This is a genomic window from Rhizobium sp. YTUHZ044, from assembly GCF_051123975.1.
Classification (GTDB): Bacteria; Pseudomonadota; Alphaproteobacteria; order Rhizobiales; family Rhizobiaceae; genus Rhizobium.
The window spans coordinates 1,780,966-1,795,514 of sequence record NZ_CP101426.1; the positions used below are offsets into that span (position 1 = coordinate 1,780,966).

Annotated in this window: 12 protein-coding genes; 10 read left to right on the plus strand and 2 right to left on the minus strand. The window is 62.0% G+C overall.

Annotated features, from left to right (window positions below; all coding sequences use genetic code 11):
- Positions 1–2: 2 nt before the first annotated feature.
- Together NL154_RS08860 and lpxB are read left to right on the plus strand one after the other, a co-directional pair.
- A complete protein-coding gene (locus tag NL154_RS08860) occupies positions 3–884 on the plus strand; it encodes an LpxI family protein (RefSeq protein ID WP_210631507.1) in 882 nt (293 codons plus the stop codon).
- Positions 881–2,050, plus strand: a complete 1,170-nt coding sequence (lpxB, locus tag NL154_RS08865; RefSeq protein ID WP_221154985.1) for a lipid-A-disaccharide synthase — start codon at positions 881–883, stop codon at positions 2,048–2,050. The genes NL154_RS08860 and lpxB overlap by 4 nt, the downstream gene beginning before the upstream one ends.
- A gap of 27 nt (positions 2,051–2,077) precedes the next feature.
- Here lpxB and gltA read toward each other — a convergent pair whose 3' ends face one another.
- Positions 2,078–3,367, minus strand: coding sequence for a citrate synthase (gltA, locus tag NL154_RS08870; RefSeq protein WP_126921050.1), 1,290 nt, complete (start codon positions 3,365–3,367; stop codon positions 2,078–2,080).
- 290 nt (positions 3,368–3,657) lie between these two features.
- On the opposite strand from gltA, the gene NL154_RS08875 reads away from it, so the two are divergent.
- The gene (locus NL154_RS08875) at positions 3,658–6,090 is read left to right on the plus strand and encodes a ComEC/Rec2 family competence protein (protein ID WP_434733908.1); all 2,433 of its coding nucleotides are present in this window, start codon (positions 3,658–3,660) and stop codon (positions 6,088–6,090) included.
- On the opposite strand, the gene lexA is transcribed toward NL154_RS08875, so the two are convergent.
- Positions 6,071–6,790, minus strand: a complete 720-nt coding sequence (gene lexA, locus NL154_RS08880; RefSeq protein ID WP_210631504.1) for a transcriptional repressor LexA — start codon at positions 6,788–6,790, stop codon at positions 6,071–6,073. The genes NL154_RS08875 and lexA overlap by 20 nt on opposite strands.
- A gap of 195 nt (positions 6,791–6,985) precedes the next feature.
- Between lexA and NL154_RS08885 the strand changes: the two genes are divergently transcribed.
- The 7 genes from NL154_RS08885 to NL154_RS08915 all read left to right on the plus strand — a co-directional run bounded on the left by NL154_RS08885 (position 6,986) and on the right by NL154_RS08915 (position 14,545).
- Positions 6,986–7,882: a VOC family protein gene (locus NL154_RS08885; RefSeq protein ID WP_210631503.1), complete on the plus strand. Its 897-nt coding sequence runs from the start codon at positions 6,986–6,988 to the stop codon at positions 7,880–7,882.
- Positions 7,879–8,724: a 3-deoxy-8-phosphooctulonate synthase gene (gene kdsA / locus NL154_RS08890; protein WP_221154988.1), complete on the plus strand. Its 846-nt coding sequence runs from the start codon at positions 7,879–7,881 to the stop codon at positions 8,722–8,724. The genes NL154_RS08885 and kdsA overlap by 4 nt, the downstream gene beginning before the upstream one ends.
- 141 nt (positions 8,725–8,865) lie before the next feature.
- Entirely contained in the window at positions 8,866–10,140 is a 1,275-nt protein-coding gene (eno, locus tag NL154_RS08895) for a phosphopyruvate hydratase (protein ID WP_210631501.1), read from the plus strand.
- Positions 10,141–10,275: 135 nt separating this feature from the next.
- Positions 10,276–10,596, plus strand: coding sequence for an FtsB family cell division protein (locus NL154_RS08900; protein ID WP_064802306.1), 321 nt, complete (start codon positions 10,276–10,278; stop codon positions 10,594–10,596).
- A gap of 145 nt (positions 10,597–10,741) precedes the next feature.
- Positions 10,742–11,788 (plus strand): pyruvate dehydrogenase (acetyl-transferring) E1 component subunit alpha, encoded by a 1,047-nt coding sequence (gene pdhA / locus NL154_RS08905; RefSeq protein WP_011425209.1) that lies wholly within the window; start codon positions 10,742–10,744, stop codon positions 11,786–11,788.
- 15 nt (positions 11,789–11,803) lie between these two features.
- Positions 11,804–13,183, plus strand: a complete 1,380-nt coding sequence (locus NL154_RS08910; RefSeq protein ID WP_210631500.1) for a pyruvate dehydrogenase complex E1 component subunit beta — start codon at positions 11,804–11,806, stop codon at positions 13,181–13,183.
- 15 nt (positions 13,184–13,198) lie between these two features.
- Positions 13,199–14,545, plus strand: coding sequence for a pyruvate dehydrogenase complex dihydrolipoamide acetyltransferase (locus NL154_RS08915; protein WP_210631499.1), 1,347 nt, complete (start codon positions 13,199–13,201; stop codon positions 14,543–14,545).
- Positions 14,546–14,549 lie beyond the last annotated feature (4 nt).

Genomic DNA, 14,549 nt, shown 5'->3' on the forward strand with positions numbered 1-14,549 from the left:
CCGTGGCTTTAACAGGCGACACCGCTGCGGGCCGGTTGGCGATCATCGCCGGCGGTGGCCTTCTGCCTTGCTATGTCGCCGAAGCCGCGCGCGCGGCTGGCGAAAATCCCGTTATCGTCGCGCTGAAGGACGAAAGTGATCCACGTTGGGAAGGCTATGATCACGCCGTTATCGGCATCGGCGATTTCGCCGCCCTTGAGGGCCTCTTCAACCGATATGGCGTCGGACGTGTGGTGATGTCGGGAAGTGTGCGCCGCCGGCCGGAATGGCGCGAGGTGCGCCCGACGTTGCGCATTCTGATGAAGGTCCCGGCCGCCATTCGCACATTGCTCTCAGGCGGCGACGATACGGTTCTGCAGATGGTGATCCGGTTGATCGAGGGGAACGGGCGGCGGGTCGTCGGCGCCCACGAGATCGCCCCCGACCTGCTCGCTTCCGTTGGCCCGCTTGGTGCCGCCGCCCCCGGCGAGGAAGACCGGCGAGATATCAGCCGAGCCGCCGATGCCGCCGAGACGCTTGGCCGGCTGGATGTCGGGCAGGGTGCAGTCAGCATCGGCGGGCGCGTTGTCGCGCTGGAAGGACTTGAGGGCACAGATGAGATGCTGGACCGTGTTGCCGGCCTCAGGACCGCCGGACGGATTTCGCCGCGCCGCCGCGGCGTGCTCGTCAAGCTCTGCAAGCCGCAACAGGACATTCGCGCTGACCTGCCGGCGATCGGCGTTGCCACAATCCTGAACGCTGCGAAAGCCGGCCTTGCCGGCATCGCAATCGAGGCCGGTCGCTCGCTGGTGCTTGATCGGACCGCGGTCATCAGCGCCGCCGACGAGGCTGGGTTGTTCGTCTGCGGCATCGATCGTGGTCTGCCGGCATGGGGGCTCGAATGAACGGAGCGCCGCTGAAGATCGCCGTCATTGCCGGGGAAGTGTCGGGCGATCTGCTTGGCGCCGATCTCATCGCGGCGCTGAAGCGGATTTACAGCGGGCCGGTGGAACTTGTCGGCGTTGGCGGCGAGGGGCTGCAGGCGGAGGGGTTGAAATCCCTGTTCGATTTTTCCGAGCTGTCGATCATGGGCATCACCCAGGTGCTGAGCCGGCTGCCAAGGCTGTTTGGCCTGATCCGTCAAACCACGGCTGAGATCGTCGCCGCAAAGCCGGATATCCTTGTCATCATCGACAGTCCCGATTTCACCCATCGCGTCGCCAAGCGCGTGCGCACCGCGTTGCCCGATCTGCCGGTCGTCAATTACGTCTGTCCGAGCGTCTGGGCCTGGAAGGAATATCGCGCCACGCGCATGCTCGCCTATGTCGATCACGTGCTTGCCGTCCTGCCCTTTGAACCGGCAGCCATGCAGCGCCTCAATGGGCCGGCGACGACCTACGTCGGGCATCGTCTGGTCGCCGACCCAGCGCTGCTGGAGACACGTCGCCTGCGCCTGGGAAGGCAGCCAGGTAACGCTCCGATCCTGCTTCTTCCCGGCTCGCGCTCCTCCGAGATCCAGAAGCTTCTGCCTTACTTCGAGATCGCCGCGAATGAAATCGTCGCCCGCAATGGGCCGACACGCTTCATTCTGCCGACGGTGACGCACAGGCAAGCGCTTGTCCGCGAAATCACGGCGGCGTGGGCGGTAAAGCCGGAGATCGTCGTCGGCGCGCAAGCAAAATGGAAGGCCTTTGCCGAGGCCGATGCGGCCATGGCGGCGTCCGGAACCGTTATTCTCGAACTCGCCCTTGCCGACGTTCCCGTCGTCTCCGCCTACAAGGTCGACTGGATCATGCGCATGCTGACATCGGGCATCAAGACCTGGACCGGCGCGCTGCCGAACCTGATCGCGGATTACCCGGTCGTGCCGGAATATCTGAACGATGTCGTTCGCGGCGCAAGCCTTGCGCGCTGGATGGAAAGGCTGTCGGCCGACACCTATCAGCTTAAGGCGATGAAGGAAGGCTACGAGCTCATCTGGCAGCGCATGCAGACGGAAAAGCCGCCCGGCGAACAGGCCGCCGAAATCCTTCTCGACGTTTTGAACAAGAAAAAACCCGGCCATTCCTGACCGGGTTTCTTTTGAGCTCTGAAGCGATCAGCGCTTCGAAACCGGGATGTAGTCGCGCTTCGGTTCACCGACATAGAGCTGGCGCGGACGGCCGATGCGCTGTTCCGGATCCTCGATCATCTCGTTCCACTGGGCGATCCAGCCGACGGTGCGGGCAAGCGCGAAGAGCACGGTGAACATGGTGGTGGGGAAGCCCAGCGCCTTCAGCGTGATGCCGGAATAGAAGTCGATATTGGGATAGAGCTTCTTCTCGATGAAATATTCGTCGGTGAGCGCGATGCGCTCCAGCTCCATCGCAACTTCCAGCAACGGATCGTCCTTGATGCCGAGTTCGCCAAGCACTTCATGCGTCGTCTTCTGCATGATCTTGGCGCGCGGATCGTAGTTCTTATAGACGCGGTGGCCGAAGCCCATCAGCCGGAACGGATCGTTCTTGTCCTTGGCGCGGGCGACATATTCCGGAATGCGGTCAACGGTGCCGATTTCTGTCAGCATGTTGAGAGCCGCTTCGTTGGCGCCGCCATGGGCGGGGCCCCAGAGGCAAGCGATGCCGGCAGCGATGCAGGCGAACGGGTTGGCGCCCGACGAACCGGCGAGACGGACGGTCGAGGTCGAAGCGTTCTGCTCGTGATCGGCATGCAGGATGAAGATGCGGTCCATGGCGCGGGCAAGCACCGGATTGACCACATATTCCTCGCAGGGGACGGCAAAGCACATGCGCAGGAAGTTCGACGCATAGTCGAGGTCGTTCTTCGGGTAAACGAAGGGCTGGCCGATATGATACTTGTAGGCCATGGCGGCAAGCGTCGGCATCTTGGCGATCATGCGCAGGCTGGCGACCATGCGCTGGTGCGGATCGGTGATGTCTGTGGAGTCGTGATAGAAGGCCGACAGGGCGCCGACACAGCCGCACATCACAGCCATCGGATGCGCATCACGGCGGAAGCCGGTGAAGAAGCGGCTCATCTGCTCATGCACCATCGTGTGGTGCGTGACGCGATAGTCGAAGTCCTTCTTCTGCGCGGCCGTCGGCAGTTCGCCGTAGAGCAGGAGGTAGCAGACCTCGAGGAAGTCGCCGTGCTCGGCAAGCTGCTCGATTGGATAGCCGCGGTGCAGCAGCACACCTTCGTCACCGTCGATATAGGTGATTTTGGATTCACAGGATGCGGTCGAGGTGAAGCCCGGATCGTAAGTGAAGGAAGCGGTGTTCTTGTAGAGGGCACCGATGTCGATGACGCTCGGGCCGATCGTGCCGCTTTTAACGGCGAGGTCGACTGATTTGTCACCGATTTTTATTGTAGCGCTTTGATCCGTCATGCTGATCCTCCGAAATGTCGGTGGCGCCACAAAAGCGCCATAGGGGTTAAGCGTCCTTTCCGATAGCTATATGATCGTGACGCTAATGCCAAGTTACCGTGATGGCATTTTGTGCATTGCGGCATCACCTTTTAGGCACCGCAGCGATGAGCCGCACGCATAACGGAAGCCGATGATTCGACTTGCCTTTTGCTCCTTTGGTTTTTCCTTCGTATTTCAACCGATTATTCTTGCCGGATTTGCGTGAAGGTTGCATTCTGGCGACTTCGCGGGGTCATTTTGGGCGGCGCATGCAGGAACAGACGACAGCCGAATTGCGGCCGCAAGTGGGCGCCGGCCTTGCCGATCCGCCGAATTTTCCTGCGCCTGCGGTGGTGACTCAATCGGTAAGGACGCAGTCGCAGACCCCGTTGCGTCATCGGCTGCTGGCCGCCGCCCGGCAATCGCTGCCTGCCGGAGCCTGCATGCTGGGCGAAGAGGCCGATTATGGCCGAATGCTGCTGTTCTCGCCGGTCTTCCTCGGAGCCGGCTCGGCCTTCTGGTTTCTTGCGGCATCGGATTTGCCCCTCGTTCCATCGCTGCTCTGCTTGCTGGTGTCGGCGGCGGCGGTTTTCCTCACCGGTCCCAGCCGACCGGCCTTGCGCGCAAGTTTGATGGCGCTGGCACTTTTCGCCGGCGGCATGCTCTCGGCTCAGTTTGAGAGCTGGCGGGCTTCGACGGTGATCCTCGATTCATCCGTGACGACGACGGTGACCGGCCGTGTCGAACGGCGGGAAGGGGACGGCCGCGGGCGCTGGCGCTACATTCTTGCCGTCACAGGCACCGAGGCTCCGGAGCTGAAACGGCCGCCGAGACGCATCACCGCGATCGTCCGGGGCGCCGATGCGCCTTTCGAAATCGGCGACATCATCACCGGCAAGGCACGGCTGACACCGCCGGCGGGCCCCGCACTTCCCGCGCTCAACGATTTCTCCTTCGGTGCCTATTTCGACGGCATCGGTGCCAACGGTTTCTTCTATGGTGCGCCGGAGAAACTCGACTTGGAGGCGGGCCCGCAGGCGGCCAGCTCGACGTCGGACGCTCTGTTCGAATGGCTCTACCGGCTGCGCAGCAGCATCGGCGACCGCATAAGATCGATCCTGCCCGGCGATACCGGCGCTTTTGCCGCTGCTCTGGTGACGGATGAACGGCGCGCCATCTCGAAGACGACGACGGAGGCGCTGCGCCAGTCCGGCCTTGCCCATATCGTCGCGATCTCGGGCCTCAACATGGCGCTGTCGGCCGGCATCTTCTTCGTCGGCTTCCGCATGCTGCTCTGCCTCTTTCCCGGCGTCGCCCAAGCCTATCCGACAAAGAAGATCGCCGCCGCCGGTGCGCTCATGGCCGTCACCGCCTATTACCTGATCTCCGGTTTCGGGGTTTCGGCCGAGCGCGCTTTTATCATGATGACCATCATGCTGATTGCCGTCTTCTTCGATCGGCCGTCGATCAGCCTGCGCAATGTCGTTCTCTCTGCGCTCATCATCATCGCCATTTCACCTTCGGAAGTATTGGGACCGAGCTTTCAGATGTCCTTTGCCGCGACATTGGCTTTGGTATCGGGCTATCAGCTGTGGAAGGACAGGCGTGTCCGTGAAAACGCTTTCCTGAAATTGCCGATCATCAGGCCGGTGGTTGTCGTCGCCGGTTTCTTCGGCGGCGTCTTCCTGACCTCGCTGATCGGCGGTTTTTCCACCGCCCTGTTTTCGATCGAGCATTTTCATCGCCTGACGGCTTACGGCCTGCCGGCAAACCTTGCGACGATGCCGATCATCTCCTTCATCGTCATGCCGGCCGGGCTGCTGGCGATGCTGCTCATGCCCTTCGGGCTGGATGCTCCGCTCTGGACGGTGGTCGGATTCGGCCTCGATCTGGTGATTGCGGTTGCCAAGACGGTGTCCGGCTGGGGCGGCGATATCGGCATCGGCCGCTTGCCCGCCTGGTATTTCGCAGTGGCGGTGGCAGGCTTTCTGCTGCTGACGCTGCTGCGCACCCGGCTGCGCCATGTCGGCACATCCATCATCGCCGTCTCGACACTCACCGTACTGCTGCTGCCGGCTCCCCGCCCGCCGGATCTGGTGATTTCGGAGGATGGTGGTCTGGTTGCGGTCGTTGCGGCTGAGGCAATCGCGTCCAACCGTGAAAACCCGCCGGATTTCATCTTCGACCAGTGGCAGCGAGCGCTGGTCCTGCCGACACATGTTCCACCGAAGATGCTGGATGGTCCGGCTATCCCGCCGGAAGGAGAAGACCGCCGAGTCAGGCTTTCCCGCGATCAGCAGAACGAAGCGAGCGCAGCGATGCGGGCAGCCGCAGCAGGCGGTGAAGCAAACCGGTTTTCCTGCGTCAAGAAGGCGTGGTGCACATCACGACTCGGCAATGGCCATATCGTCACCGTCATCGACAATGCCGCCTATCTCGGCCCGGCCTGCGATACGGCCGATATCGTCGTGACCTCGGTCCGCCTGCGTTTCAACAGCTGCCGTTCAGGCGGGACGCTCTTCACCGGCGAGACGCTCCGCAGGACCGGTTCCGTCGAATTGCGCTTCGCCGATGCCGGCCTGCAGGTCGCAACCGCATTCGAGGCGCTATCGCGGCCATGGATGCGCCATCGCGCCTATGATTGGCGCAAAGACAGTTTTACCGAATCCGGTCCGGCTGCTGTCAGTGATAACGGCGAATGAGGCCGACGAGCTTGCCCTGCACCTTGACGCGGTCCGGCCCGAAAATCCGGGTCTCGTAAGCCGGGTTGGCGGCTTCCAACGCGATCGAGGCGCCCTTCCGGCGGAAGCGTTTCAGCGTTGCTTCCTCGTCGTCGACGAGGGCAACGACGATGTCGCCGGGACTTGCGGTGCTGCCGTTGCGGATGATCACGGTGTCGCCGTCGAAGATGCCGGCGTCGATCATCGAATCGCCCTTGACCTCCAGCGCGTAGTGCTCACCGGAGCCAAGCATGTCCGCGGGAATGACGATGTCATGCGTGTTGTTCTGGATCGCCGAGATCGGAACGCCGGCGGCGATTCTTCCCATGACCGGCACGGAGACAGAGTTGCCGTTGTCGGCGACCGGCTTTGCGGCAGCGGGGGCGGCGACCGGCTGGGGTTTGCCGAGGCTGCCCTCGATGACGCTCGGCGAAAAACCGCGGCGCTGTTGCAGGCTGGGGTTATAGGCCTCCGGAAGCTTGATCACTTCAAGCGCCCGGGCGCGATTCGGTAGGCGGCGAATGAAGCCGCGCTCCTCGAGCGCCGTGATCAGGCGGTGAATGCCGGATTTCGAGGCGAGATCCAGGGCATCCTTCATTTCGTCGAAGGAGGGAGGGACGCCGGATTCCTTCATGCGCTCATGAATGAAAAGGAGAAGCTCCTGTTGTTTGCGCGTGAGCATCGACGTCAGACCCCTGATTGAAACAAATCCAGAACAGACACTATATGTTCCATATGTGTTCCGCAAGTAGCTAAATTTCCGTAAAACTTCGGGCCAACTCGTCGAGATTTTTAATTTCATTCGACGGGATTGGCGCACATCGCTTGCATTCGGGGAGGGGCTGTCGCACATCTTTGCCCCTTTCAGGAGGATATCATGAACGCGCATTCCGCCAAGTCGCATCCGCTGGATCACGTCGTGCTGCCGGTGGTCAATATCGATCTGGCGCGTGAGAGGCTCGGCAAGCTCGGTTTCACCGTCGCCGCCGATGGGCGCCATCCCTTCGGAACGGAGAATGCCTGCGTCTTTTTCGCCGACAAGACCTATCTGGAGCCGCTTGGCGTGGCGAGCGTCGAGGAGAGCGAGGCAGCGGCCCGCCACGGCAATGTCTTCATCGCCCGCAATCGCGCCTTCCGCTTCCGCTGCGGCGAGGAGGGATTGTCTGCGCTGGCCTTCCTCAGCGAGGATGCCGGCCTCGATCATAAGCGCTTCGTCAGCAACGGCGCGAGCGCCGGCGAGATGTTGCAATTCAGCCGGCCGATGCGGATGCCGGATGGTTCGGAGACCGTCGGCAGCTTCAAGCTGGCCTTTGCAGCTGATCTGCGCGCACCCGATTTCTTTCTCTTTACCTGCCAGCGCATCAATTCCTTCCCGACAGATCGCGCCGCGCTGGAGACGCATGCCAATGGCGTGATCGGCATTGCCGAGATCGCGCTTTGTGCGCCGGACCCGGCGGCATTCGCCGCCTTCGTCGGGCTTGCGATAGGGCAGGCGGCGGCGGAGAAAACCGGTTTCGGCGTGAATATCGCGGCATCAAATGCGAAGATCAGCCTGATGACGCCCGAAGGGCTGGAGGCCTATTTCGAGCTTGCCGTCTCATCCGCCGATCGTGGTCTGCGCGGCCGGGTAATCCTCTTCACCGTCGCCGATCTTGCCGTGACAGAAGCGCATTTGGGTGCTAACGGGATCACATTCACGCGCAAGAACAATCGCATTCTGGTGAAGTCTACGCCCGGGCAGGGTGCGCTCTTCGCCTTCGAGGAAACACGATGAGCACCGACACGAATTCCGAAGTCAGGATCGGCGAAGGCGAAGGTCAGGTCACCTTTTCCAATACCGCCCGCCTGTCGCTGATTGCCGGCCCCTGTCAGATGGAGAGCCGGGACCACGCCTTCATGGTCGCCGGCACGCTGAAGGAGCTTTGCGCAAAGCTTGGCATGGGTCTTGTCTACAAAAGCTCCTTCGACAAGGCCAACCGCACCTCGCTCTCGGCCGAGCGCGGCATCGGCCTGGAAAAGGGCATGGAGGTCTTTGCCGACCTCAAGAAGGAATTCGGCTTTCCGGTCATAACCGACGTCCATACGGCCGAGCAATGCGCCGAGGTGGCCAAGGTGGTCGATGTCCTGCAGATCCCGGCCTTCCTCTGCCGTCAGACCGACCTACTGATCGCCGCCGCAAGGACCGGCCGTGCCGTCAATGTCAAGAAGGGCCAGTTCCTCGCCCCCTGGGACATGAAGAACGTCCTGAAGAAGCTCAACGCCAGCGGCAATCCGAATGTGCTCTTGTGCGAGCGTGGCGCTTCCTTCGGCTACAATACGCTGGTCTCCGACATGCGCTCGCTGCCGATTATGGCGGCGATGGGCGCTCCCGTCATCTTCGACGCGACGCATTCCGTCGCTCAGCCGGGCGGGCAGGGCGATTCCTCCGGCGGCCAGCGCGAGTTCGTGGAAACGCTGGCGCGCGCGGCAGTGGCGACGGGAATTGCCGGCGTCTTCCTCGAAACCCATCAGGACCCCGACAACGCGCCGTCCGATGGCCCGAATATGGTTTATCTCAAGGACATGCCGCGACTGCTCGAGAAGCTGCTTGCCTTCGATGCGATCGCCAAGTCCTGACGTTCAACAAGCTGACATGTTCGTGGTTTAGGCCACGACGGAATGCTGGTTCGGAGGCCGGAAATTGCGGCATTGTAATTTGCACGCCTTCGATTATGACAGGCTTCGAACGACTTATCACCCACCGAGCAGGAAGAACCCATGACTGCAATCACCGATATCATCGCCCGCGAGATCCTCGATAGCCGTGGCAACCCCACCGTCGAAGTCGACGTCTATCTCGAAGACGGCAGCATGGGCCGCGCGGCCGTTCCCTCGGGCGCCTCGACGGGCGCGCATGAGGCGGTCGAGCTGCGCGACGGCGGCAAGCGCTATCTCGGCAAGGGCGTCGAAAAGGCGGTCGAGGCCGCCAACACCGAAATCTTCGACGCGATCGGCGGCATCGACGCCGAAAACCAGATTCAGATCGACAACATCATGATCGAGCTCGACGGCACGCCGAACAAGTCGCGCCTCGGCGCCAACGCCATCCTCGGCGTCTCGCTCGCCGTCGCCAAGGCTGCCGCCCAGGCATCCGGCCTGCCGCTTTACCGCTACGTCGGCGGCGCTTCCGCCAGCCTCCTGCCGGTGCCGATGATGAACATCATCAACGGCGGCGCCCATGCCGACAATCCGATCGACTTCCAGGAATTCATGATCCTGCCGGTCGGCGCCGATTCGATCGCCGACGCCGTGCGTATGGGGTCGGAAGTCTTCCATACGCTTCGAAAGGAGCTTGCCGCGCAGGGCCACAACACCAATGTCGGTGACGAAGGCGGCTTCGCCCCCGGCCTGAAGAGCGCGCCCGAAGCCCTGGATTTCATCATGAAGTCGATCGAGAAAGCCGGCTACAAGCCGGGCGACGACATGTGCCTCGGCCTCGACTGCGCCTCGACGGAATTCTTCAAGGACGGCAAGTATGTTCTCGAAGGGGAAGGCCGTACGCTCGAATCGGGCGCCATGGCCGAATATCTCGCCGAGCTCGCCGGCAAATACCCGATCATCTCGATCGAGGACGGCATGGCCGAAGACGACTGGGACGGCTGGAAGGCGCTGACCGATCTGATCGGCAAGAAGACCCAGCTCGTCGGCGACGATCTCTTCGTCACCAACTCCGCCCGCCTTCGCGACGGCATCCGCATGGGCGTCGCCAACTCGATCCTCGTCAAGGTCAACCAGATCGGCTCGCTGACGGAAACCCTCGACGCCGTCAACACGGCGCATAAGGCGGCCTATACCGCGGTCATGTCGCACCGCTCCGGCGAAACCGAAGATTCGACCATCGCCGATCTTGCCGTTGCCACCAACTGCGGCCAGATCAAGACCGGTTCGCTGTCGCGTTCCGACCGTCTCGCCAAGTACAATCAGCTGATCCGCATCGAGGAAGGCCTCGGCCCCCAGGCCCAGTATGCCGGCCGCTCGATCATCAAAGGCTGATCGTTCCGATTTTCAACGGCTCGACCCGCGCCTCCCGGCGCGGGTTTTTTCGTGCGCGCTTTCTACGGTCAATGAACGGTTAATCTCTGCGCGTTATGCTGAGCGAATTGGTAATGCGTTCAAGAGCATGCGTGTATGTGGACAAAGCATCATAAGAAGAGAAAGCTCGGCCGCTTCGTCATTCCGGCCATGACGGTCGCCTTCCTTTCCTATTTCGGTTATCATTGCATCCATGGCGATTATGGCCTGCGGGCGACGGAGACGTTCGAGCGTCAGCGCGTCGCGCGCGAAAGGGAGCTTGCCGTCCTTAAGGCGAAGCGCGAACATCTGGAAAGCCAGGTCGCGCTGCTGAGTGATGGCTCGCTCGACAAGGATATGTTGGACGAAAAGGCGCGATATCAGCTGAATATGTCGCGCGCGGACGAGATCGTCATTTTCAACCATTATTCCAATTAACCGAAATCGGGTTAATTGGAATTCCAGATTTGTTTTCAATGATTTAGCGCCGAATACGAGCCATGCAATTATGGCATTGCTGTGGTCATATTTCTTCCCTATGGTACGCGCCACCGAGAAACGACAAACCCATAGGGAGGGTTGAATGGCGCCGCGAAAGACCGCGACCGTTTCCAGCCGCAAAACTGCAGCAAAACCAGCAGCCAAAGCATCGAATGGAGGCCCGGTAGCCGACTTCGATCGGGATGAGGAACTCAAGGCCTATCGCGAGATGCTACTGATCCGCCGCTTCGAGGAGAAGGCCGGTCAGCTTTACGGCATGGGCTTCATCGGCGGCTTTTGTCATCTCTATATCGGTCAGGAAGCCGTCGTTGTCGGCATGCAGATGGCACAGAAGGAAGGCGATCAGGTCATCACCGCCTATCGCGACCACGGCCATATGCTGGCAACCGGCATGGAGGCGCGCGGCGTCATGGCGGAGCTGACCGGGCGCCGCAGCGGCTATTCCCACGGGAAGGGCGGCTCGATGCACATGTTCTCGAAAGAGAAGCATTTCTACGGCGGTCACGGCATCGTCGGCGCCCAGGTTTCGCTCGGAACGGGGCTTGCTTTTGCAAACCACTACCGCGGCAACGGCAATGTCGCCATCGCCTATTTTGGCGACGGCGCTGCCAACCAGGGCCAGGTCTACGAGAGCTTCAACATGGCGGCGCTCTGGAAGCTGCCGATCGTCTATATCGTCGAAAACAACCGTTACGCCATGGGCACCTCGACCGCCCGTGCCACCGCCCAGTCGAACTATTCGCTGCGCGGCTCCGGTTTCGGCATTCCCGGCATTCAGGTCGACGGCATGGACGTTCGCGCCGTCAAGGCGGCGGCCGACGAGGCGCTAGAACATTGCCGCTCCGGCAAGGGGCCGATCATTCTCGAAATGCTGACCTATCGTTATCGCGGCCACTCCATGTCCGATCCGGCGAAATATCGCACGAAGGAAGAAGTGCAGAAGATGCGCTCCGAGCAGGACCCAATCGAGCAGGTGAAGGCGCGCCTCATTGAAAAGGGCTGGGCTTCCGAAGACGATCTGAAGGCGATCGACAAGGATGTCCGCGACATCGTCGCCGACAGCGCCGACTTCGCCCAGGCCGATCCGGAGCCGGATGCATCCGAGCTCTATACCGACATTCTGCTTTAATCGGGGAGGGAACCCATGCCTATCGATATCCTCATGCCCGCCCTCTCTCCGACCATGGAAGAAGGCACGCTGTCCAAATGGCTGAAGCAGGAAGGTGACAAGGTCACTTCAGGCGACGTCATTGCCGAAATCGAGACCGACAAGGCGACGATGGAAGTCGAAGCCGTTGACGAAGGCATCATCGGCAAGCTGCTGGTCGACGCCGGCACCGAAGGCGTCAAGGTCAACACCAAAATTGCCGTGCTGCTGCAGGACGGCGAATCCGCTTCGGATATTTCCGCCAAGCCGGCCGCCGCCGCTCCGCAGGTGGCCCAGGAAGAAAAGCCGACCAACACCGGTTCGGCCTCAGCGCCGCTTCCGGCCGAGCCGAAGGCTGTCGTTCCGAATGACCCGGAAATTCCAGCTGGCACCGAAATGGTGTCAATGACCGTGCGTGAAGCGCTGCGCGACGCCATGGCCGAAGAAATGCGCGCCAGCGACGACGTCTTCGTCATGGGCGAGGAAGTCGCCGAATATCAGGGCGCCTACAAGGTCACGCAGGGCCTGCTGCAGGAATTCGGCCCCCGCCGCGTCATCGATACGCCGATCACCGAGCACGGCTTTGCCGGAGTCGGCGTCGGTGCCGCCATGGCCGGCCTTCGCCCGATCGTCGAATTCATGACCTTCAACTTCGCCATGCAGGCGATCGACCATATCATCAACTCGGCCGCCAAGACGCTGTATATGTCTGGCGGCCAGATGGGCGCTCCGATCGTCTTCCGCGGCCCGAACGGTGCCGCCGCACGCGTCGGCGCCCAGCACAGCCAGGACTATGCCGCCTGGTACAGCGCCATCCCCGGCCTGAAAGTCGTCATGCCCTACACGGCATCCGACGCCAAGGGCCTGCTGAAGGCGGCAATCCGCGACCCGAACCCGATCATCTTCCTCGAAAACGAAATTCTCTACGGCCAGCACTTCGACGTGCCGAAGCTCGATAATTTCGTGCTGCCGATCGGCAAAGCGCGCATCCATCGCCCGGGCAAGGACGTCACGGTCGTGTCCTTCGGCATCGGCATGACTTATGCGACGAAGGCGGCCGCCGAGCTCGAACAGCTCGGCATCGATGTCGAACTGATCGATCTTCGCACCATCCGCCCGATGGATCTGCCGACCGTTATCGAATCGGTAAAGAAAACCGGCCGCCTCGTCACCGTCGAGGAAGGTTATCCGCAATCATCCGTCGGCACCGAAATAGCCACCCGCGTCATGCAGCAGGCCTTCGACTATCTCGATGCGCCAATCCTGACGATCGCCGGTAAGGACGTGCCGATGCCTTACGCCGCCAATCTCGAAAAGCTGGCCCTTCCGAATGTCGGCGAAGTCGTCGATGCGGTGAAGGCCGTTTGCTACAAATAAGGGGAGGGTATTTCGATGCCGATCAATATCACGATGCCCGCCCTCTCTCCGACCATGGAAGAAGGCAATCTTTCCAAGTGGCTGGTCAAGGAAGGCGACACGGTCAGGTCTGGCGATGTCATCGCCGAGATCGAGACCGACAAGGCGACGATGGAAGTCGAAGCCGTCGATGAAGGCACGGTTGCCAAGCTGGTCGTTCCGGCCGGCACCGAAGGCGTCAAGGTCAACGCGCTGATTGCGGTTCTCGCCGCTGACGGTGAGGATGTCGCCGCCGCCGCAAGCGGTGCCGGCTCCGCCGCGCCGGCCAAGGCTGAAGCCGCACCCGCTCCGAAGGCAGAGGCTGCACCGGCGAAGGCTGAGTCCGCTCCGGCTGCCGCCGCTGCACCGGCATCGGTTTCGGCAGGCGGTAACCGCACCTTCTCTTCGCCGCTCGCCCGCCGTCTCGCCAAGGAAGCCGGTATCGATCTTTCCGCTGTCGCAGGCTCCGGCCCGCATGGGCGCGTCATCAAGAGCGATGTCGAAGCCGCCGTTGCCGGCGGTGGCGCCAAGGCTGCGCCGGCTCCGGCCGCTGCTGCTTCCGCTCCGCAGGCCGCTCCGGCCCCGGCCGCTGCAGCGCCGAAGGGCGCTTCCGAGGAAGCCGTGCTCAAGCTCTTCGAACCGGGTTCTTATGAGCTCGTGCCGCATGACGGCATGCGCAAGACGATCGCCCGGCGCCTGGTCGAATCCAAGCAGACGATCCCGCATTTCTACGTCAGCGTCGATTGCGAGCTCGATGCTCTGATGGCGCTGCGCGCTCAGCTGAACGATGCGGCCCCGCGCAAGGACAATGCCCCGGCCTACAAGCTCTCGGTCAACGACATGGTCATCAAGGCCATGGCGCTGGCGCTGCGCGATGTTCCGGATGCAAACGTCTCCTGGACCGACAGCAACATGGTCAAGCACAAGCACGCCGATGTCGGCGTCGCCGTCTCGATCCCCGGCGGCCTGATCACGCCGATCATCCGCAAGGCCGAGCAGAAGACGCTGTCCGTCATCTCTAACGAGATGCGCGATCTCGGCAAGCGGGCCAAGGACCGCAAGCTGAAGCCCGAGGAATACCAGGGCGGCACCAGCTCGGTCTCGAATATGGGCATGATGGGCGTCAAGAACTTCGCAGCCGTCGTCAACCCGCCGCACGCGACGATCCTCGCGGTCGGCGCCGGCGAGCAGCGGGTCGTCGTCAAGAACGGCGAAATGGCGATCGCCACGGTCATGAGCGTTACGCTGTCGACCGACCATCGCTGCGTCGACGGTGCGCTCGGCGCCGAGCTGCTCCAGGCCTTCAAGGGCTACATCGAAAACCCGATGGGCATGCTTGTCTGATAGC